Origin of the sequence: Actinocorallia longicatena (assembly GCF_039534125.1) — a bacterium.
GTDB lineage: Bacteria > Actinomycetota > Actinomycetes > Streptosporangiales > Streptosporangiaceae > Actinocorallia > Actinocorallia longicatena.
The window spans coordinates 62,822-81,925 of record NZ_BAAAUV010000005.1 but is presented as its reverse complement, the minus strand read 5'-3'; the positions used below and the strand labels follow the sequence as shown (position 1 = coordinate 81,925).

19 protein-coding genes are annotated in these 19,104 nt (G+C 72.3%); 8 read left to right on the top strand and 11 right to left on the bottom strand.

Annotated features, from left to right (window positions below):
• Positions 1 to 2: 2 nt before the first annotated feature.
• On the top strand, positions 3 to 638 hold the full coding sequence (locus ABD785_RS11280; protein ID WP_344825848.1) for a hypothetical protein: 636 nt from the start codon (positions 3 to 5) through the stop codon (positions 636 to 638).
• Positions 639 to 798: 160 nt separating this feature from the next.
• Here ABD785_RS11280 and ABD785_RS11275 read toward each other — a convergent pair whose 3' ends face one another.
• Complete coding sequence (locus ABD785_RS11275; RefSeq protein ID WP_344825846.1) at positions 799 to 996, bottom strand: hypothetical protein; 198 nt, start codon at positions 994 to 996, stop codon at positions 799 to 801.
• Between the two features lie 104 nt (positions 997 to 1,100).
• Between ABD785_RS11275 and ABD785_RS11270 the strand changes: the two genes are divergently transcribed.
• Positions 1,101 to 2,144, top strand: a complete 1,044-nt coding sequence (locus ABD785_RS11270) for a LacI family DNA-binding transcriptional regulator (protein WP_344825843.1) — start codon at positions 1,101 to 1,103, stop codon at positions 2,142 to 2,144.
• Between the two features lie 39 nt (positions 2,145 to 2,183).
• Positions 2,184 to 5,006, top strand: coding sequence for a helix-turn-helix transcriptional regulator (locus ABD785_RS11265; protein ID WP_344825840.1), 2,823 nt, complete (start codon positions 2,184 to 2,186; stop codon positions 5,004 to 5,006).
• A 7-nt stretch (positions 5,007 to 5,013) separates the two neighbouring features.
• Here ABD785_RS11265 and ABD785_RS11260 read toward each other — a convergent pair whose 3' ends face one another.
• Genes ABD785_RS11260 through ABD785_RS11250 form a run of 3 tightly spaced genes read right to left on the bottom strand, consistent with a single transcriptional unit; the run spans position 5,014 to position 7,326 of the window.
• Entirely contained in the window at positions 5,014 to 5,655 is a 642-nt protein-coding gene (locus ABD785_RS11260; RefSeq protein WP_344825837.1) for a hypothetical protein, read from the bottom strand.
• Positions 5,656 to 5,710: 55 nt separating this feature from the next.
• Positions 5,711 to 6,613: a DMT family transporter gene (locus tag ABD785_RS11255; RefSeq protein WP_344825835.1), complete on the bottom strand. Its 903-nt coding sequence runs from the start codon at positions 6,611 to 6,613 to the stop codon at positions 5,711 to 5,713.
• Complete coding sequence (locus ABD785_RS11250) at positions 6,610 to 7,326, bottom strand: CTP synthase C-terminal region-related (seleno)protein (protein WP_344825833.1); 717 nt, start codon at positions 7,324 to 7,326, stop codon at positions 6,610 to 6,612. Before ABD785_RS11250 ends, ABD785_RS11255 begins: the two co-directional genes overlap by 4 nt.
• Positions 7,327 to 7,401: 75 nt before the next feature.
• Between ABD785_RS11250 and ABD785_RS11245 the strand changes: the two genes are divergently transcribed.
• The 4 genes from ABD785_RS11245 to ABD785_RS11230 all read left to right on the top strand — a co-directional run bounded on the left by ABD785_RS11245 (position 7,402) and on the right by ABD785_RS11230 (position 11,113).
• On the top strand, positions 7,402 to 8,271 hold the full coding sequence (locus tag ABD785_RS11245; RefSeq protein WP_344825830.1) for a LysR family transcriptional regulator: 870 nt from the start codon (positions 7,402 to 7,404) through the stop codon (positions 8,269 to 8,271).
• Between the two features lie 95 nt (positions 8,272 to 8,366).
• Entirely contained in the window at positions 8,367 to 9,758 is a 1,392-nt protein-coding gene (locus ABD785_RS11240) for an aldehyde dehydrogenase family protein (protein ID WP_344827080.1), read from the top strand.
• A gap of 10 nt (positions 9,759 to 9,768) precedes the next feature.
• The gene (locus ABD785_RS11235; RefSeq protein WP_344825827.1) at positions 9,769 to 10,500 is read left to right on the top strand and encodes a hypothetical protein; all 732 of its coding nucleotides are present in this window, start codon (positions 9,769 to 9,771) and stop codon (positions 10,498 to 10,500) included.
• A gap of 103 nt (positions 10,501 to 10,603) precedes the next feature.
• A complete protein-coding gene (locus ABD785_RS11230; RefSeq protein WP_344825824.1) occupies positions 10,604 to 11,113 on the top strand; it encodes a hypothetical protein in 510 nt (169 codons plus the stop codon).
• On the opposite strand, the gene ABD785_RS11225 is transcribed toward ABD785_RS11230, so the two are convergent.
• Together ABD785_RS11225 and ABD785_RS11220 are read right to left on the bottom strand one after the other, a co-directional pair.
• The gene (locus ABD785_RS11225; RefSeq protein ID WP_344825821.1) at positions 11,101 to 11,958 is read right to left on the bottom strand and encodes an LLM class flavin-dependent oxidoreductase; all 858 of its coding nucleotides are present in this window, start codon (positions 11,956 to 11,958) and stop codon (positions 11,101 to 11,103) included. The two genes, ABD785_RS11230 and ABD785_RS11225, sit on opposite strands and share 13 nt — an antisense overlap.
• Before the next feature lie 5 nt (positions 11,959 to 11,963).
• Positions 11,964 to 13,022 (bottom strand): helix-turn-helix domain-containing protein, encoded by a 1,059-nt coding sequence (locus tag ABD785_RS11220; protein WP_344825819.1) that lies wholly within the window; start codon positions 13,020 to 13,022, stop codon positions 11,964 to 11,966.
• 146 nt (positions 13,023 to 13,168) lie between these two features.
• Between ABD785_RS11220 and ABD785_RS11215 the strand changes: the two genes are divergently transcribed.
• Positions 13,169 to 13,963 (top strand): class II aldolase/adducin family protein, encoded by a 795-nt coding sequence (locus ABD785_RS11215; protein ID WP_344825816.1) that lies wholly within the window; start codon positions 13,169 to 13,171, stop codon positions 13,961 to 13,963.
• A gap of 31 nt (positions 13,964 to 13,994) precedes the next feature.
• On the opposite strand, the gene ABD785_RS11210 is transcribed toward ABD785_RS11215, so the two are convergent.
• The 5 genes from ABD785_RS11210 to ABD785_RS11190 form a co-directional block, all read right to left on the bottom strand.
• Entirely contained in the window at positions 13,995 to 14,381 is a 387-nt protein-coding gene (locus tag ABD785_RS11210) for an HNH endonuclease (RefSeq protein WP_344825813.1), read from the bottom strand.
• 203 nt (positions 14,382 to 14,584) lie between these two features.
• On the bottom strand, positions 14,585 to 15,793 hold the full coding sequence (locus tag ABD785_RS11205; RefSeq protein ID WP_344825810.1) for an ROK family transcriptional regulator: 1,209 nt from the start codon (positions 15,791 to 15,793) through the stop codon (positions 14,585 to 14,587).
• A 25-nt stretch (positions 15,794 to 15,818) separates the two neighbouring features.
• Positions 15,819 to 17,069, bottom strand: a complete 1,251-nt coding sequence (locus tag ABD785_RS11200; protein ID WP_344825807.1) for a sugar ABC transporter permease — start codon at positions 17,067 to 17,069, stop codon at positions 15,819 to 15,821.
• Positions 17,066 to 17,863, bottom strand: coding sequence for an ATP-binding cassette domain-containing protein (locus tag ABD785_RS11195; protein ID WP_344825804.1), 798 nt, complete (start codon positions 17,861 to 17,863; stop codon positions 17,066 to 17,068). Before ABD785_RS11195 ends, ABD785_RS11200 begins: the two co-directional genes overlap by 4 nt.
• Before the next feature lie 73 nt (positions 17,864 to 17,936).
• Positions 17,937 to 19,037 carry a sugar ABC transporter substrate-binding protein gene (locus ABD785_RS11190; RefSeq protein WP_344825801.1) on the bottom strand — a complete coding sequence of 367 codons (1,101 nt, stop codon included), beginning with the start codon at positions 19,035 to 19,037 and terminating at the stop codon, positions 17,937 to 17,939.
• Positions 19,038 to 19,104 lie beyond the last annotated feature (67 nt).

The following is a 19,104-nucleotide window of genomic DNA, read 5'->3' as shown; positions in this document are numbered from 1 at the left end:
TCATGACCGCGTATCCGATGGGTTCGGGAGACCGGGAAGAAGAGGACCTGAGCCGGTCCCGTAACGAGGGCTTCGGCCACGAGGCCGAGACCGCCCACGAGGAGGGCCACGTCACCGGCGAGCGCGTCGGCGACCACACCGGCGACCCCTATCCCGAGGACGGCCCCTACGACACGGCCGACACGGCCGAGACCGCCGAGACCCCGCGGGACGAGACGCCGAAGGACGACGACCTGCTCGTCGCCGGCGACCCCGCCCCGGGCGACACCCCGGCCGACGACGGCCATGTCGACGCGGTGCCGGTCGAGGCCGTGCCCGCCGACGTGCCCTCGAGCGACGTCCCCGCCGACCTGCCCCGCACGAACGACGAGGACCGCTCGCTGTTCGAGGAGGGCTACGGCGAGGGCTTCCGGAAGCGCTGGCAGGAGGTCCAGGCGAACTTCGTCGACGACCCCTACGAGACCGTCCGCCAGGCCGAGCAGCTCGCCGACGAGGTCGTCACCAGCCTGACCACCGCGCTCACCGAGCGCAAGCGGGAGCTGGACGACCGCTGGAGCAACGAGAAGGACAACACCGAGGAGCTGCGCCAGTCGCTCCGCGGCTACCGCACCCTCCTCGACCGGCTGCTCGCCCTGTAGCGGGAGGAAAGCGAAAGAAAGAAGGCCCGATCCGCGAACGGATCGGGCCTTCCTCGTTGGCGCCCGCGGAGGACCACCCCACCCCTGAGGGACCTCCGCGGGCCGTTAGGCCGGACGGGACTCCATCCCCATAGATTCCCGTCTGGCCCGACGCCGCAGTCTAGGCGGCGAGATCGTGCTCGTCACGACCCGGGCTGACCTGGTCGGCGAGGCGGTAGAGGACCTTGGAGAGGGCGCGGCGGGCGGTGACGGCCCGGGCCTTCTTCTCGACGTGCGGGACCACGGGCGCGTTCGGCAGGGCGCTGCGCGCGTAGTCGTACTGGGCCTTGAGGAAAGGAGCGGACATCGGAACGCTCATGAGAGCCACCTTCTGGCCTAAGCCGTCTTCTGGATCGATTCAGATCTGAGTCCAGAATAACCCGGCTTGGCTTCTGAATCAATTCAGAACTAGGATCTGGAAACATGGCACGCGTCACACTGAAGACGATCGCGGAGGCCGTCGGGGTCTCCCGCACGACCGTGTCGAACGCGTTCTCGCGGCCCGACCAGCTCGCGCCCGAGCTCAGGCAGCGGATCCTCGACGTCGCCGAGGAGCTCGGCTACTCCGGGCCCGATCCGGCGGCCCGCACCCTGCGGCGCGGCCGTTCCGGCGTGGTGGGCGTGCTGCTCACCGAGGAGCTGTCCTACGCCTTCACCGATCCCTACGCGGTGGCGTTCCTGCGCGGCCTCGCCGAGATCGCCGAGATCTCCTCGACCAGCCTGCTGCTGATGGCCTGGCCCGACCACGATTCCGCCGAGGCGGCCGTCCGCGAGGCGATCGTCGACGGCTTCATCGCCTTCTGTCTCGATAAAGACCACCCCGCGCTGGAGGCGCTCCGCCAGCGGCGGCTCCCTTACGTGATCGCGGGCGAGCCCTACCTGGACGGCGTCCCGTTCGTGGGCGTCGACGACAGGGCCGCCGCTCACACCGTCGCCTCCTACCTGCTGCGGCTCGGCCACCGGCGGCTCGGGGTGCTCCATCCGGGCCCCGCCGGCATCGATCTGGCCGACGCCGGTTCCTTCGGGGCGGTCGCCGCCCGCCTGGCCGGGTTCCGCGATGCCGTCGAGGAGGCGGGCCTGTCCTGGGACGACGTGGCCGTCCAGCACGCGATCCACTCCCGTGAGGGCGGCCGGGCGGGCGCCGCCAGGCTGCTGGACCTCCACCCCCGGCCGACCGCGATCATCGCGACGACCGACCTCATCGCGCTCGGCGCCCTCGCGGCCGTCCACGACAGGGGCCTGACGGTCCCCGACAACGTCTCCGTGACCGGCTTCGACGACATCCCCGCGGCGGGCGAGGCCGGGCTCACCACCATCCGCCAGCCCAAGTCGGAGAAGGGCCGCACCGTCGGACGCCTCCTGCTCGACGACGGCCTCGACGACGCCCCCGGCGGCGGGGCCCGGCGGATCCTCATGGCCTACGAGCTCATCACCCGCTCCTCGACCTCGCTCCCGCCGGAGTTCTGACCGCGCGGGACACCCGCCTGGTCAGGGATAATCACCGTCATGGCGGCACTGATCGGACGCGAACCCGAGGTCGAGGCCCTGCGCGAGGTCCTGGCCCGGGCCGCGGCGGGGCAGAGCGGGCTCGTCCTGGTCAGCGGGGACGCCGGGGTCGGCAAGACCCGGCTCACCACGGAGATCATCGAGGGCGCGCGCGGCGGCTGGACCGTCCTGGCCGGGCAGTGCGCCGAACTCGGTGAGAGCGTCCCCTACCTGCCGCTGGCCGAGGCGCTCCGCGGTGGCGGGCCCGCCGTGGCCGAGCGGCTGAGGGCCCGGCCGGTGCTGGGCAGGCTGCTGCCCGACGGCACCGACGGCGACGGCGCGGGACCGGTCCAGCAGCAGCTGTTCGGCGCGGTCCTCGGGCTGCTCGCCGAGCTGGCCGAGGAGAGGCCCGTCCTGCTGGTGCTGGAGGACCTGCACTGGGCGGACGCCTCCACCCGGCATCTGCTGACCTTCCTCAGCCGGTTCCTCCAGCGCGACCGGGTCGCGGTCATCGGCACCTACCGCTCCGACGACCTGCACCGGCGGCATCCGCTGCGTCCGGTCGTCGCGGAGCTGCTGCGGCAGCCGACCGTCACCGCCGTGGAGGTCAGGCCGTTCGAGGCGGCCGAGACCGCCGGCTACCTGGCGACCCTCGGCGGCACCAGCCCCGAGGAGGCCGCGCGGATCCACGCCCGCTCCGAGGGCAACGCCTTCTACGCCGGGGAGCTCTTCGACGCCGGCGACGATCTGCCGACCGGGCTGGTCGACCTGCTGCTGGCCAAGGTCGAGCGGCTGTCCGACGACGCCCAGCAGGTCGTCCGGGTGGCGTCGGTGGCGGGTCAGCGCATCGACGACTCGATGCTCCGCGAGATGTCCGAGCTCGAGGAGGACAGGTGCGAGCGGGCCCTGCGCGAGCTCGTCTCGCACCGTCTGCTCGAACCGCACGGCGAGGGCTACGTGTTCCGGCACGCGCTGCTGCGCGAGGCCGTGTACGGCGACCTGCTGCCGGGCGAGAACACCCGGCTGCACGCGGCGTTCGCGGCCTGCCTGGTCGGCCGGGGGCGCCCCGCCGAGCTGGCCTACCACAGCCTCGCCGCCCATGATCTTCCGCGCGCGTTCGCGGCGTCCGTCGAGGCGGGCCGGGAGGCGATCAGGATCGGGGCGCCGAACGAGGCGCACGTCCACTACGACCGCGCGCTGGCCCTGTGGGAGCGGGTGCCGGGCCCGGCGGAGGCCGCCGGGACCGACCGGGTCCATCTGGCGCTCCAGGCGGTGACCGCCGAGGCGCTGAGCGGCGAGGTCCGCCGCGCCGTCCACCGGCTCGAGACGCTCCGCGACCTCCTGCGCGGCGGGCGGTCCGGCGCGGAACCCGACCCGCTGCTGCTCACCGAGGTGCTGGAGCGGCTGGCCTACTACCTGTCCGACCTCGACCGCGACGACGAGTCGGTGGTGGTGGCCCGGGAGTCGATCGAGGTGCTGCCCGCCGACCCGCCGACCCCGCAGCGGGCCAGGGCGCTGGCGACCTATGTGCGGTCGGTCATCTTCTCCGACGAGTACGGCGACTTCGAGGACAGGGCCGCCGAGGCCGTCGCCGCGGGACGGGCGTCCGGGGCGCTCGACGCCGAGGCCAGCACGCTGGTGACCCTCGGCATCTACCACGAGAGCCTCACCTCCGAGAAGGAGGGCATGGACCTGTTCGCGCGGGCCTACCGGCTCGGCCGGGACCTCGGCGACCCCGAGGTCTACCTGAGGGCCGCCTACTCCTACGCCCGCGGCCACTTCGACCGGGGCGACCTGGACGCCGCGCGGGAGGCGATCGACAAGACCGTCGAGGAGGCCGCGTCCGCGGGCCTGATGTGGAGCGGGTACGGGCTGTCGATCCGCTGCCTGCAACTGCTCGTGGCCTACACGATCGGCGACTGGAAGAGCGCGGAGACCTACGCCGAAGGCTTCCCGGTGCGCGCCGCGACCACCGGGGAGGCCCAGGTGTCGGCCTACGCCCTGTTCCTCGACGTCGCCAGGGGCGCTCCGGTCGTCGAGGAGCGGCTGCGCTGGATGGACCGGCTCAACCTCGACCACGACGACGAGGGCCCGTTCCTGATCTACATGTCCGGCGGGCTCGCGGCCGAGCACGCGGCCTGGTCGGGCGACCACGCCGCCGCGCTGCGGCATGCCAGGCGCGCCCTGGACGCGCTGCCGAGCCTGTCGCTGACGCCGCGGATCCGGGTCGACGCCGTCGCCCTGGGCGCGCTCGCCGATCTCGGCGACGGAGCCGATCCCGAGGCCGCCGAGGCCTTCCTCGCCGAGGCCCGCCACTCCGCCTCCCTCACCCTCTCCGGTGAGCCCCGCAACTGGCTGGGCGGCGAGGGCCGCGCCTGGCTGGCCAGGGCCGAGGCCGAGTACCTGCGGGGCAGGGGCGAGGACACCCCCGAGGCGTGGCGGGCGGTGGCCGAGGCGTTCGACTACGGCTTCCGGTACGAGAAGGCCCGCTCGCAGTGGCGCCTCGCGGACGTCCTGCTCAGGAACGATCTGCGCGAGGAGGCCGAGTCCGCCTGGCGGGAGGCCGCCGAGACCGCGACGGATCTGGGCGCGGCCCCCCTGCTCGGGGTGCTCACCGAGCTCGGCGGCCGGGCGGGCTTCCTGACCGCCGCGCCCGTCCTGCCGGTGCTGACGGCGCGCGAGAACGAGGTGCTGCGGCTGCTGGCCGAGGGGCGCAGCAACCGCGACATCGCCGCGGCCCTGTTCATCTCCCCCAAGACGGCCAGCGTCCACGTCTCCAACATCCTCGGCAAGCTGGGCGTCTCCACCCGCACCGAGGCGGCGGCCCGCTTCCTCCGGCCGTAGGACGGGCTCAGCCCTCCACGTCGGCGCGGATCGCCAGGAAGAGCCGGGAGGCGGTGGCGACGGTGCTGTCGGGGATCAGGGCGATGCCCGCGGTCGTGGCGTCGGCCCAGCCGCACACCACGTTGCCGTCCTGGGCGAGGGAGACGAGGAAGCACTCGACGGAGCCGCCGAGCGGCCCCGCGGCCACCGGACGGGAGTCGACGCCGCCGTCCCACTGGAGGCGGTCGAGCAGGCCGCGCCACAGGTGCTCGCGGCGCTTCTCCGTGCCGTCGGTGACGCCGTCGACGGCGACGAGCAGGACCGGATCGCCGGATCCCGGCCGCACGTAGTTCTCGATCACCAGGTTCATGCCGTCACGGACCTCGCCCGGGTCCACCGGGACGTCGGTGACGGCCTGGTCGCCGGTGCCCTTCGGCAGGCCGCCCGCGGTGGCGGCGCTGACGACGCGGCGCGGGCCGTCCTGCGCCGGGACGGTCGCCCTGGCGGTCGGCCCGGCGGTCGTCGTGCCGGTCCGCCCGGTCGTGCTCTGCCCGGTCTTGGTGCGGCCGGTCTTGCCCGGGGTCACCGAGCCCCCGGCGGTGACGGTGCAGGCGCCGGTGAGGACGCAGGCGGACAGGGCGAGGGCGGCGGCGAGAGGTACGGAACGCATGATCCCGAGTCGACCAGGGAGGCCGACCCGGGGACCAGTGACCGCCGCCCCGTCCTCAGCGGGACGCGCGCCGGGAGAGGGCGACGCCCACGAGGCAGACCACGCCGCCCGCCAGGGCCAGGACGGCCGGGGACTCGTCGAGCAGTACCAGCGCCATGACGATGGTCAGCGGCGGGACCACGTAGGTCGTGACGCCCAGCCGCCCGGCGTTCATCCGGCTGAGGGCGTATCCCCAGGTGGTGAAGGCCAGCGCGGTCGGGACCAGGCCGAGGTAGAGCAGGCCGGAGATCGAGCCGCCGGAGGCCCCGCCGAGGTCCGACGCCAGTCCCGGCAGGTAGAACAGGCAGGCCACGGCCGCGATCGTGCACGACATCCAGACGGCCTGGAGCGGCGGGATCCGCCGGACGATCGGCTTCTGGGAGACCACGCCGATCGCGTAGGTGACGGCCGCCACCAGGCACAGCAGCACCCCGGCGAGGTCGGTTCCGCTGTCGTGGCTGGTCGCGACCCCGATCAGGACGGCCCCGCCGAAGGCCACGGCCGCCCCGATGAGCAGCCACCGGGGGTAGCCCTCCTTCAGGAAGTACCCGGCGAGCAGGGCGATGAGGATCGGCCCGACGTTGACGAGCATCGCGGCCGTCCCGGCGTCGATGCGCTGTTCGGCGGCGTTGAGCGCGACGTTGTAGACGCCGAACCAGCCGAGCCCGCACAGCACGGCGAAGCCCCACTCGCGCCGGGTGGGCGTGACCCAGGTCCTGCGGGCCAGCAGGATCCCGCCGAGGACGATGCTGCCGATCAGCAGCCGGCCGAGGCTGAGCGGCCCGGGACCGAAGTCCTCGCCGACCGAGCGGATCACGACGAACGCCGAGGCCCAGGCCAGGACGGTCACGGTGACGGCCGCCAGCGCCGCCCAGGGACGGCCGGTCGCGGCGGCGGGCGGGGACACGGTCTGGGTCATGAGGTCACCATCGAGGAGTGGGCGACGGCCGCCGAGGCGAAGCCGCGCAGGATCGGGTGGGCCCGGGTGCCGTCGCCGGCGAGCTCGGGCTGGAACAGGGTGCCGAGGAAGAACGGGTGCCCGGGTAGCTCGGCGACGCGGACCTCGCCGTCGGTGTCGCGGCCGCTGAAGCGCAGCCCGGCGGCCTCCAGCAGGGGCAGGTAGGCGTTGTTGAGCCCGTAGGAGCAGAAGAAACGCTCGATGGAGCGTTCCGCGCCGAGCAGCGCCTCCGCCGTGGAGCCGGGGGCGATCCTGACCTCGGTCTCGTGCCCCTCCAGCGAGCAGGTCAGCGGGACGATCACCAGATCCTCGGTCGCTCCCGGCTCGGACTCGGCGTTGCGGGCCCCGGCGAGCCCGCAGACGTTCCTGGCGAACTCCAGGACCGCGTGCTGGAAGCCGCCGCACGTGCCCAGGAAGGGGATCGCGTTCTCGCGGGCCGTGCGGACGGCGGCCACGGCCCCGGTCTCGCTGCGGTAGGGGCTGCCGGGCAGCAGCCAGATCCCGTCGAAGGCCTCGAGACCCTGGTGGGCCTCCTCGGTGGGGATCCAGTAGGCGTCGAGGACGAGCTGGTCCCGGTCGGCGAGCGCCTGGATCATCCGGGGCACCCTGGCGTGGGCGCGGATGTTCTCCGAGCGGTTTCCGACCAGGGCGATCCGGGCGGTGTGGGTGAGCATGTCTCCATGGTCACGGAGCGGCGGCCGTGCGTCCAACGATGATTCGCACTGCCGGTATTAGCGATACTGATGCTCATGGATCCGCATCTGCTGCGCACGTTCGTGGCCGTCTCCCGGCTGTGTTCGTTCTCCGAGGCCGCCGCCGAGCTCGGCTACACCCAGTCGGCCGTCTCCCAGCACATCGCCGCGCTGGAGCAGGATCTGGGGGCGGCGCTGCTGACCCGCCGCCCGGTCGGCCCCACCCCGGTCGGGGAACGGCTGCTGGAGCACGCGGTGCCGCTGCTGCTGCGGCTCGACGCGGCCCGCTCCGACATCGAGCGGCTGGTGACGGCGCCGTCCGGGGAGGTCGCCCTGGCCGTTTCCCCGCTGGCGGCCTCGCTGGAGCGGCTGTCGGCGGCGTGGCGTCCCGGCCGGGCGTTCACCGTGTCCGTGCGGCCCAGGCTCGAGGTCAGCGCCGCCGTCGCGACGGGCCAGGCCGATCTGGGCCTCGTCGACGGGCTCGCCGCCCCCGACGACCCGCTGAACCTCCCCGATGTGGGCCCGCTGCCGACGATCGCGATCACCCAGGAGCCCGTCGCGGTCCTGATGCCGCCGGGACATCCCCTGGCCGGGCGGCCCGGGCTGCGCCTGGCCGACCTCGCCGAGGCCCGCTGGATCGACGCCACCGACACGGCCGTCCCGCTGGAGGCCCTGCGCGCGGCCGTGGGCTCGGAGAGCTTCAGGCCCGCTCTGAGGTACCCCTGCACCGATGTCCTGTGCCTGCTCAGGCTGGTCGCCGGGGGCCACGGGCTCGCCGTCCTGCCGCACCGGGCGGAGCTGTCGAACGGCTGGACCACCGCCGTCCCGGTGACCGAGCCGCCGCTGGTCCACCGGACCGAGCTGCTGCACGCCGCGACCCTCAGCCCGGCGGCGCGGGCCGCCGCGGAGGCGCTCACCGACGGCTGACCCCCTCTCCACGGGCCTCGCGGTGGAAGTCGTCCGCGATCGGTGGTAGAACCGAACCGGATTCGGTTTCTATCGTGGAGGCGCGCGTGTACGGAATGACCATCGGCGGGGAGGACGTCCCCGCGAAGGACGTCTTCGATGTCGTCGACCCCGCCACCGGCGAGGTGCACGCGCAGGCCCCCGACTGCTCGCCCGAGCAGCTCGACGCGGCCTTCGCCGCGGCGGAGGCCGCCTACGGCTCCTGGCGCCGGGACGAGGACGCCCGGCGCGCCGCCCTGCACGCCGCGGGCGACCTCCTCCTGGCCGGGGCGGGGGATCTCGCCCCGATCCTGGTCGGCGAGCAGGGCAAGCCGCTCAAGGAGGCCACTTTCGAGATCATCGGCGCGGGCGTCTGGCTGAAGCACTTCGCCGACCTGCCGATGCCGCGCCAGGTCATCCGCGACGACGACGCGGCCTTCGTCGAGGTCGTCCGCAGGCCGATGGGCGTCGTCGCGGCGATCACCCCGTGGAACTTCCCGCTGATCCTGGCCTGCTGGAAGATCGCGCCCGCGCTGCTGGCGGGCAACACCATGGTGCTCAAGCCGTCGCCGTTCACCCCGCTGACCACGCTGCGCGTCGGGGAGCTGTTCCGCGACGTGCTGCCCGCGGGCGTGCTCAACGTGGTCAGCGGCCGCGACCCGCTGGGCGCGCACATGACCGTCCACCCGGTCCCGCGCAAGATCACCTTCACGGGCAGCGTGGCCACCGGCAAGCGGGTGGCGGCCTCGGCGGCCGACGACCTCAAGCGGGTGACCCTGGAGCTCGGCGGCAACGACCCGGCGATCGTCCTGCCGGACGCCGACCCCGCGGCCATCGCGGCGAAGCTGTTCGGCGCGGCCTTCCAGAACAACGGCCAGGTCTGCTCGGCGATCAAGCGCGTCTACGTGCCGGAATCGCTGCACGACGAGCTCGTCGAGGCCCTCGCCGACCAGGCCGCCCGGACGAAGGTCGGCCCCGGGCTCGAGGAGGGCGTCACGCACGGGCCGCTCAACAACCGGCCGCAGTTCGAGCGCGTCGCCGGGCTGGTCGCCGACGCCCTGAGCGGCGGGGCGCGCGCCGTCACCGGCGGCAAGCCCGTGGACGGGCCCGGCTACTTCTTCGAGCCGACCCTGCTGACCGGGGTCGAGGACGGCAGCCGCATCGTCGACGAGGAGCAGTTCGGCCCAGCCCTGCCGATCGTGAAGTACACCTCACTGGACGAGGCGGTCGCCCGCGCCAACGGCACCCACTTCGGGCTGTCGGGCTCGGTCTGGGGCACCGACACCGAGCGGGCCGCCGCCGTGGCCGACGAGCTCGAATGCGGCACGGCCTGGGTGAACACCCATCTGGCCCTGCACCCCGCCCAGCCCTTCGGCGGCTTCAAATGGTCCGGGATCGGCGTCGAGAACGGCACGTGGGGCCTCGAGGGCTTCACCGAGGTGCAGGTAAGACATCGGGCGAAGGGGTAAATTACCCCGAATGAACTGGGACGTGATGCGGCAGGACGACAACGGCAACCAGGTTAGGGTCGCCTCGCACCAGACAAGGGTCTCGGCGCTCTCCCACGTGCTGGTGTTCGAGAGCGGTGTCCAGCACAAGCAGACCTACTGGGTCGACGGCCCGGACGATCCGCAGCTCACGACCAACCGTGATCTCTACCTCACCGTCCTGAAGATCGGCCGGGACGCGCGCGCCGCGTCCTGGTCGCTCTCGGCCTTCCTGCGCTCGATGTGGAAGGTCAGCTCGGGCCTGCGGGCCCGCCCCCATCTCACCCTGGACGACGTCGGCGCGCTGTTCTCCGCCGCCGGGTCCACCCCGCCGCCCTCCTACGACGAGGCCTGGACGACCAAGGACCTCGACCTGACCGGGGCCCCGCGGTCCTACGCCGACTGGGAGCGGGTCCTGCTCTCCCAGATCGCCGACCTCGAGGACTTCGTCGCCCGGCCTCCGGTCCGCGACGACGGGGACGGCGTCCAGGCGCCCCGCCCCGAGGGCACCGGCAGGCGCGCCACCCCCGCCCTGTGGCGCAACTTCGACTCCGCCGCCTTCGTCGAGTGCGCGATCGCCGGCGCCTTCGGCGGCTGGTCGGCGTCCGACGGCGCCCGCCTGCCGAAGGACGACGGCCCCCGGCAGTCCCCCGTGCGCGACATCCCCGAGATCCCCTGGCTGGAGCTGGCCAGGATGCTCGTCTGCGGCCAGAACTACGCCTGAGGGCCGATCGCGGGTCGGCGGTGCAGACTCGCGTCCATTGCTGGCCGAACTGGTTTCGGAAAGGGCATGGACGCGGGTTGGACGGCGGGGTTTTCATGATTGCGTGTCGCGTCTGATCCTGCTGGGCGCCGGGACTGCGGGTTCGGCCGACCACGCCCCGGCGGGCCTCCTGCTGGAGTACGGGCAGGTCCGGATCGGGTTCGACGGAGGTCCCGGATCCGAGCCCCCGGAGAACGTCCACGCCTGGCTGGTGAGCGACCCGTTCGACCCGCTGCAGCCGCGGCGCAGGGCCCTCGCCCACACCACGGGCATGCCCGAGCCCGTCGTCTCGCCCTACGACCACGGCGCGCTGCGGATCGCCCCGCTCCCGCTGGCCGGGCACGCCTACGGCTACCGGATCACGACCGGCACCAGGACGGCGGTCTGGGCCCCGCACGCCGGAGCCTTCCCCGCCTGGGCGGAATCGGCCGATCTCATGTTCGCCCCCGAGCGGCTCGCGCCCCCGGCGCTGGAGGCCGGGGTGCGCCGCCTCGTCCTCACCGCCGAGGAGGGCCGGGACGGCCACCGGGCCCGGGTCGAGTGGGCCGAGGAGGGACGGATCTACCGGCTCTGAACGAACTCGGCGATCTGCTCGAAGACCGCGAAGTCGGCGTCCCACGCCGAGCCCGGACGCGGCCAGTGGATCACGAGGTCGGTGATCCCGATCTCGGCGTACCGGCCGTGGAGGTCCTCGAACGCGGCGCGGGAGGCCAGCCAGCCGTCGCCGGAGAAGCCGGTGAGCATCAGCTTCGACAGATCGGCGAAGTCGCGCCCCTCCGCCTCGCAGGCGGCCTCCAGCTTGGCGAGCTGGGTCCGCACCACCGGCAGCGCCGGGCCGTCGGGGACGTCGGGGTTGGCGATCCAGCCCTGGCCGAGGCGGGCGGCCAGGCGCATCCCGCGCGGCCCCTCCCCCGCGATCAGGAACGGCGGGCGCCGCTGGACCAGGCCGGGCGCCAGGGTCACCTCGCGGGCCGTCCAGTGGTCGCCCTCGACCGTGACGGGCGACCGGGTGAGCAGGGCGTCGAGCTGGCCCGTCCACTCGGCGAACCGGTCGGCGCGCTCCCGGGGCGTCCACTCCTCGCCGAGGATGTCGCCGTCGGAGGTGTGGGCGCTGCCGCCCGCCCCGATGCCGAGGGTGAGCCGGCCGCCGGAGATCCGGTCGATGGTCTTGATCGCCGAGGCCGTGGGGACCGGATGCCGGAAGTTCGGGGTCGTCACCAGGGTGCCGAGCCTGATCGTGCTGGTCAGGGCCGCGGCGGCGGGCAGGGTGGCGTAGGCGTCGTCCCACGGGGTGTGGCCGCGCCATGCGGTGTGGTCGTAGATCCAGGCGCTGTGGAAGCCGAACTCCTCGGCCTGCCTCCAGCGCTCCCCCATCGCGGGCCACTCCTCGATCGGCCACATCACCACGCCAACGTTCATGGTCCTCATCCTCTCAGGAAGGACCGCAGCGCCCACCAGCGGTGGGCGGTGGCGGCCACGCCGAGCCGGTCCAGGGGGTCCCCGGTGAGCTGCCGGTACCTGCGGATCCGGTACTTCACGGTGTTCGGGTGGACGTGGAGGGCGGCGGCGGCCGGCTCGATCCGTCCCGCGTGGTCGAGGTAGACCAGGACGGTCTCGGCCAGCTCCCGGTGGAAGGGGTCGGCGGGGTCGAGGCCGGCCAGCAGGTCGTCGGCCAGGAGCCCGCCGAGCGCGGGTTCGGCGGCCATGGCGGTGGCCAGGGCCAGCTCCGTGAGGGGACGCAGCCCCGGCTCTCCGGTCTGGAGGGCCCGGCGGCACAGCTCGTACATGACCGGGATCCGCGCGGGGGCCACCAGCGGGGAGACGGCGCCGCGCGGGCCCCCGCCCGCGGCCGCCGCGCCGGGGAGCGTCGGGGTGAGGGCCACGAGACGGCCGTCGACCAGGCCCGACAGCCCGCCCAGATCCTGCTCGAGCGCCTGGGCCTCGGCCGGATCGCTGACATCGGTGACGATCACGTGCAGCGCCCGGTCGGCGGGGTCCTCGCCGTGCAGGATCCGCCGCAGCCGCTGCACCTCGGTGTCGCGGGCGGTCCTGGCGAGGTCGAGCTCGGCGATCCGGTGCGCGTGGACCATCCGGTGCTCCAGCGCGGTGGCGATGGCGTCGATCCTGGTGACGCCGTCGAGCAGCTCGTCGGCGGGCAGCCCGGCCGCCCTGCCCCGGTCGACCAGGGTCCTGACGATCAGGGTGCGGCCCGCCTGGAAGCCGTCGAGGAGGGCGGCGACCGGGACGCCCTGACGGGCCCGGTCGCCGCCCAGGGACGCCGCCGCCTCCAGGTCGGCCTCCTCCGGGACGCCCGCGTCCAGCGCCGCGATCGCCGCGTCGATGATCGCCCGGACGTGCCGTCTGACCTCGTCCTCGGGCAGCGCCGCGACCAGCGGGGACCTGGCCCGGGCGGCCCTGACGGTCGCCTCGATCACCGCCGGATCGGACGTGCCCGACCCCAGCAGGTCCGCGAAACCGCTCACCGGCGCCTCCCTTGTCCTCTTCAGACAACCACACCCGCCCGTATTGGACCGTCCCGACCTAGCATGACCGGCACGCTTAGGGTTGAGTGGAAGAAACCGTTGGCACCCCAGGACAACGAACCCCGGCACGACAAGGAGCACACGCGATGGCACAGGAAGAGGAGTTCCTGAACAAGATCGCCTCGAATCTGGAGTACCGGTTCCCGCCGGTCTTCACCTCCGTCGAGGACGAGCGCCGCCACCGCAAGGAGCGGCTGGCCGTCGCGCTGCGGACGTTCGGGAAGTTCGGCTTCGAGGAGGGCGTGGCGGGCCACATCACCGCCCGCGACCCCGAGCGGACCGACTGCTTCTGGGTGAACCCGTTCGGCATGTCGTTCAAGCACGTCCGGGTCAGCGACCTGATCCTCGTCAACCACGAGGGCAAGGTCGTCGAGGGGCGCTTCCCGGTCAACGAGGCCGCGTTCGCGATCCACTCCCAGGTCCACCAGGCCCGTCCGGAGGTCGTGGCCGCCGCGCACTCGCACTCCACGCACGGTCGCGCCCTGTCGGCGCTCGGGCAGCTGCTGGAGCCGATCACCCAGGACGCCTGCGCGTTCTATCAGGACCACGGCCTGTTCGACGACTACACCGGTGTCGTCACCGACCTCGAGGAGGGCAAGCGCATCGCCGCGGCCCTCGGCTCGGCCAAGGCCGTCATCCTGCGCAACCACGGCCTGCTGACCGTCGGCGACTCCGTCGACGCGGCCGCCTGGTGGTTCATCACGATGGAGCGCAGCGCCCAGGTCCAGCTGCTGGCCAAGGCCGCGGGCACCCCGGTCCCGATCGAGCACGAGAACGCGGTGCTCACCCAGACCCAGCTCGGCAACGACCTCGTGGCCTGGTTCAACTACCAGCCGATCGCCGACGCGGTCATCCGCGAGCAGCCCGACCTGTTCGAATGACGTGGAAGGGGCCCTGCGGGGCCCCTTCCTCTCAGTTCATCAGCTGGTCCCAGGTCGGCGCCTTCGGGACGAGCAGCAGGATCATGCCGCACTCGGCGAGCAGATGGTCGGCCTTCTTGTGGTTGCACTTCCGGCAGGCAAGAACGGTGTTCTCCCAGCTGGAGGCGCCCCCGCGGGACACCGGGACGATGTGGTCGATCGAGTCGCCGGACCGCCCGCAGTAACCGCACCTGCCCCGGTCCCTGCGGTACACCCCGGCCTTGCTCCAGCCGGGCCGGCGCGCGTGGCGCCACTTCATCGACACGTAGCGGACGAGCCGCAGCACCTTCGGCTCGGGGAAAGCCCCGAACGTGCGGTCCTCCAGCGCCTCCTCGATCACGGCGACGCCCCGGACCACCATCCGGATCGCGTGCCGCACGGAAACGCGCTGTAAAGGCTCATACGACGCGTTGAGTACGAGAACGCTCGCCATCCGACACCTCCCCTCATCCCAGCCCGCTCCGGGGCCTAAGAGAAGAGTGCCGATCACGGCCGTCACAGGCAATGCATTTTCTGTGAACTCTTGCGCCGACCTGGGGCGATGCCGCCGTTCGGGCGCCTCGCCGGCCCTCGCGGGGACCGTCAGCCGACGTTGACTCTCGCGAGGGTCTCGAGCGGATCCGACAGGACGTCGCCGAAGGCGAGCTCGGCGGCGCCGACCAAGGTGGCCTCGTCGCCGAGGGAGGAGGTCCTGAGCTTGACGCCCTCGCGGGCCGCGGTGAGGCCGTCCAGGGCGAGGCGGCTGCGGATCTGCGCGGCCGAGCCGAGGTAGATCTCGCGCAGGACGCCGCCGAAGATGACCATCGACGGGTTGAAGATGTTGACCAGGTTGGCGACCCCGTAGCCGAGCCAGTCGCCGACCTGGTGGAGCGCGTCGCGGGCGGTGGAGTCGCCGCGGTCCGCCGCGTCGACGATCACCTCGACGGCCTCCCGCCCCGACATGTCCGTCAGCGAGCGGCCCGACGCCGCGATGAGGGCGCGTTCGCCGCCCTCGGCCTCGAGGCAGCCGCGCGAGCCGCAGCCGCAGGGCCGTCCGCCGGGGTTGACGACCATGTGGCCGACCTCGCCGCCGTAGCCGCCCTCGCCGCCGAGCAGCCGGCCGCCCATGATGATGCCGCCGCCGATGCCGACGTCCCCGTGCAGGTAGATGAGGTCGTCGAGGCCGACGCCCGCGCCGCGCTCACGCTCGGCGAGGGCGCCCAGGTTCGCGTCGTTGCCGACCGCGACCTGGACCCCGAGGCCCAGCCTGCGGCTGAGCTCCTCACCGAACGGGACGTCGACCCAGCCGATGTTCGGGCCGTACCTGACGACCCCGTCCTCCTGCCGGATGATCCCCGAGAACGCCACTCCCACCCCGACGCAGATCGTGTCGGCGCGTGCCTTGCGGACCAGGCCGCGGGCCAGCGCGGACAGCTGCGACAGCACGTCCTCGGGTTCGAACGAGCCGCGCGGGCGCGGCAGGTCCTTGCGGTCGAGGATGACGCCGCCGAGCCCGATCCTGGCGACCGCGAGCCGGTCGGCGCCCACGTCGAGGGCGAGCACGTAGACGCGCGCCGACTCGGGGCGGACGACCAGCGAGGGCCTCCCGGCCTTGCGGGTCTCCTTGGGGAGCTCCTCCGTCACGAGCCCGGCGGCGGTCAGGTCCGAGGTCAGCGCCATGATGGTGCTGCGGTTCAGGCCCATCCGCTCGGCCAGCGTGGCGCGCGACGCGGGCCCGCCCAGATGCACGTGACGGAGGAGGGTTCCCAGGTTGTGCCGACGGATCTCCTCAGGGGAGGGTGCGGCTCTCATGGGGGCGGAGTTCCTTACTGGGGGGTTAACGACCGGGTAGGGCGCGCTTGCGGGAGAGCGCGTCCACCCCCGCGGCCAGCAACAGGACAGATCCTGTCACAATCGCCTTGGTGCCCGCGCTGTACCCCATAAGACCCATGCCGTTGTCGATGACCGCGACGACCGCGCCACCGAGGACCGCGTCGATGATCCGGCCACGTCCGCCGAAGAGGCTGGTGCCGCCGATGACCGCGGCGCCGACCGCCTTCAGCAGCACGTCGCTGCCGCCGGTGTTCGGGTCGACGGAGTTGGCGCGGGAGGCCGCGATGATGCCGCCGATGGCCGCCATCGCCGAGCAGATGACGAAGGCCAGAACCTTGATCTTGTCGACGTTGATGCCCGCGCGGCGGGCCGCCTCCTGGTTGCCGCCGACCGCGTAGATGTGGCGGCCGAAGGTGGTGCGGTTGAGGACGAAGGTCCAGACGATCAGCAGCACGCCGATCAGCGGGACGACGTAGGGCATGCCCTTGAGCGAGGCGAAGGTCGGGTTCTGGCTGCGCTCGCCGTTGAGGACGAAGACCGCGAAGCCGAGGATGATCGCGAGGCCGATGATGCGCACGTAGGCGACCGTCATGCCGCGGTTGGCGAGCCCGCGCGAGATGCGGGTGCGGGCCTTGCGGATCTCGATGAACGCGAAGCCGGCGACGAGCACCGCGAACAGCACCCAGCCGACGGCCGGCGGCACGTTCTTGTTCGCGATCCCGAGGACCGTCTTGTCCTTGACGCTGATGATGGTGCCGTTGTTCATGATCTTCAGGGCGACGCCCTGGAGGGCCATGAACGCGGCGAGCGTCACGACGAAGGAGGGGATCCCGAGCTTGACCACGATCGTGCCGATGCACAGGCCGATGAACAGGCCGGTGACGATCGCGACGGCGATGGCGGCGTACCAGGGCCAGCCGTGGTTGGTCATCACGACCGCGAGCACACCGGCGCTCACACCGCTGGCGAAGCCCGCGGACAGGTCGATCTCTCCGAGCAGCAGCACGAAGATGAGGCCCATGGCGATGACCGCGCCCGCGGCGCCCTGGGTGAACAGGTTCGCGAAGTTGCGCTCGGACATGAAGACCGGCTGCGCGATCCAGAAGCCGACGCAGAGGGCGACCAGCGCCAGGGTGGCGGGCAGCGCGCCCATGTCACCGGCGCGGAGCTTGCCGATGTAGTCGTTGGCCATGCCGGCCAGGGGCGAACCGGTGGACTTCTTCTCCACGGGCGCCTTCGATGCTACGGCGCTCATGCCTTGGCTCCGTTCCCGTTCGTGCCGACGAGGCCGAGGTCCCCGCTGCGGCCCGCGGTGATCAGTTCGACGACCTGCGCGTGCGTGACGTCGGAGGTCTTGACCTGGGCGGCCATGCGCCCGAGGTAGAGGGCGGCGATCCGGTCGGACACCGCGAAAACGTCGTTCATGTTGTGCGAGATCAGGACGACCGACAGTCCCCTGTCGGCGAGCCGCCGGACGAGCTCGAGCACCTGCTGGGTCTGCGCGACACCCAGCGCCGCGGTCGGCTCGTCGAGGATGACGACCTTGCTGTTCCACAGCACGGCCTTGGCGATGGCGACCGTCTGGCGCTGACCGCCGGACAGGGACGACACCTGCTGGCGCACCGACTTCACGGTGCGGACCGACAGACCGGCGAGGGTCTTGGCGGCCAGTTCCTCCATCGAGAACTCGTCCAGGATGATCCCGGACTTCTTCTCGCGGCCGAGGAACATGTTCTGGACGATGTCCAGGTTGTCGCAGAGCGCAAGATCCTGGTACACGATCTCGATGCCGAGCGCTGCCGCGTCCCGCGGGCTGTGCACGTTGACCGGCGCGCCCTCGAACAGGAGCTCACCGCTGTCGATCGGGTGGATGCCGCCCATGCACTTGACGAGGGTGGACTTACCGGCGCCGTTGTCTCCGACGAGGGCGGTCACCTCGCCCGGGTAGGCGGAGAAGGCGACGTCGTGCAGGACCTGGACGGGACCGAAGCTCTTGTCGATCCCGCGCAGCTCGATCACCGGGGTGGCCGGCGTTTCGGACGCGGTCATGGGTTTGGGGTCTCCTCAGGGGGCGGCCCCGGCCGCCGGGGAGGGCGGCCGGGGCGCAAGCCGGTGGAACTTACTACTGGATGCCGGCGTCCGTGCAGGCCTTGGCCAGCTCGGGGGTGCAGACCTTGTCCTTGGTGACGGCGCCCGCGGTGATGACGTCCTTCACGTTCTCCTTGTAGATCGCGACCGGGTCGAGCAGCTGGGCCGGGATCTGGGCCTTGTTGGTCGGGTCGGTGAAGGTGGCGTTGGTCTTGCCCTGCTCGCCCTTGAGGAGCGAGACGGCGAGGTTGGCCGCGGCGGTGCCCTCGGCGACGGAGTCCTTGAAGACCGTCATGCACTGGTCACCCGTGAGGATGCTCTGCAGACCGGGGACGGTGGCGTCCTGGCCGGTGACCGGCACGGTGCCGTTCAGCTTCTGCTTCTTCAGGATGGCCAGCGCGGCGCCGCCCAGGCCGTCGTTGGCCGCGAGCACGCCGGCGATCTTCGGGGTGCTGGTCAGCATCTGCTCGAAGATCGTGCCGCCCTTGGCGTTGTCCCAGTCCGGGACCGACTGGTCCGGGCCCTTGACGAACTCACCCGAGTCGTACTTGGGCTTGAGGACGCTGTCGTAGCCCTCCTTGAACAGGGTGGCGTTGTTGTCGGTCGGGGAGCCGTTGAGCTCGGCCACGATCGGCTTCTTGACGCCCTTGTCGGTCAGGCACTTGACGAGGCCCTCGCCCTGGAGCTTGCCGACCTTCACGTTGTCGTAGGACACGTAGTACTTCGCGCCGCCACCGAGGGTGGGACGGTCGTAGTCGATGACCGGGACGCCCGCGGCGGTGGCCTTGTCGATGACGGCCTTGCCCGTGCCGGAGTCGAGGTTGACGATCAGCAGGACCTTGACGCCGGAGGTCAGCATCTGGTCGGCGATGGTCTGGAAGGCGTTCTTGTCGCCCTGGGCGTTCTGGATGTCGTACTTGACACCGGCGGCGTCGAAGGCCTTCGCCAGCGCCGGACGGTCCTGGGTCTCCCAGCGGTCCGAGCTCTTGCTGTCGGGAAGGATGACGCCGATCTTGTCGGTCGCCTTGGCGCCGCCGTCGCCGGACTTCTTGTCTCCGCTGTCGTCGCCACAGGCGGCGACGGAGGTGAGGAGGAGGGCGGTGGCCGCGGTGAGGCCGAGGATCCCCTTGCGCATGATGCGTGGGTCCTTTCCTGGGGGACTTGCCGCTGATGGGGAGCGGCGAGGGGGATAACGGGGTGGG

Excerpts from the sequence above, each read along its gene's own strand:
- ABD785_RS11280 (WP_344825848.1), top strand. The coding sequence starts at position 3 with ATGACCGCGTATCCGATGGGTTCGGGAGACCGGGAAGAAGAGGACCTG.
- ABD785_RS11275 (WP_344825846.1), bottom strand. The coding sequence starts at position 996 with ATGAGCGTTCCGATGTCCGCTCCTTTCCTCAAGGCCCAGTACGACTAC.
- ABD785_RS11270 (WP_344825843.1), top strand. The coding sequence starts at position 1,101 with ATGGCACGCGTCACACTGAAGACGATCGCGGAGGCCGTCGGGGTCTCC.
- ABD785_RS11265 (WP_344825840.1), top strand. The coding sequence starts at position 2,184 with ATGGCGGCACTGATCGGACGCGAACCCGAGGTCGAGGCCCTGCGCGAG.
- ABD785_RS11260 (WP_344825837.1), bottom strand. The coding sequence starts at position 5,655 with ATGCGTTCCGTACCTCTCGCCGCCGCCCTCGCCCTGTCCGCCTGCGTC.
- ABD785_RS11255 (WP_344825835.1), bottom strand. The coding sequence starts at position 6,613 with ATGACCCAGACCGTGTCCCCGCCCGCCGCCGCGACCGGCCGTCCCTGG.
- ABD785_RS11250 (WP_344825833.1), bottom strand. The coding sequence starts at position 7,326 with ATGCTCACCCACACCGCCCGGATCGCCCTGGTCGGAAACCGCTCGGAG.
- ABD785_RS11245 (WP_344825830.1), top strand. The coding sequence starts at position 7,402 with ATGGATCCGCATCTGCTGCGCACGTTCGTGGCCGTCTCCCGGCTGTGT.
- ABD785_RS11240 (WP_344827080.1), top strand. The coding sequence starts at position 8,367 with ATGACCATCGGCGGGGAGGACGTCCCCGCGAAGGACGTCTTCGATGTC.
- ABD785_RS11235 (WP_344825827.1), top strand. The coding sequence starts at position 9,769 with ATGAACTGGGACGTGATGCGGCAGGACGACAACGGCAACCAGGTTAGG.
- ABD785_RS11225 (WP_344825821.1), bottom strand. The coding sequence starts at position 11,958 with ATGAACGTTGGCGTGGTGATGTGGCCGATCGAGGAGTGGCCCGCGATG.
- ABD785_RS11215 (WP_344825816.1), top strand. The coding sequence starts at position 13,169 with ATGGCACAGGAAGAGGAGTTCCTGAACAAGATCGCCTCGAATCTGGAG.
- ABD785_RS11205 (WP_344825810.1), bottom strand. The coding sequence starts at position 15,793 with ATGAGAGCCGCACCCTCCCCTGAGGAGATCCGTCGGCACAACCTGGGA.
- ABD785_RS11200 (WP_344825807.1), bottom strand. The coding sequence starts at position 17,069 with ATGAGCGCCGTAGCATCGAAGGCGCCCGTGGAGAAGAAGTCCACCGGT.
- ABD785_RS11195 (WP_344825804.1), bottom strand. The coding sequence starts at position 17,863 with ATGACCGCGTCCGAAACGCCGGCCACCCCGGTGATCGAGCTGCGCGGG.
- ABD785_RS11190 (WP_344825801.1), bottom strand. The coding sequence starts at position 19,037 with ATGCGCAAGGGGATCCTCGGCCTCACCGCGGCCACCGCCCTCCTCCTC.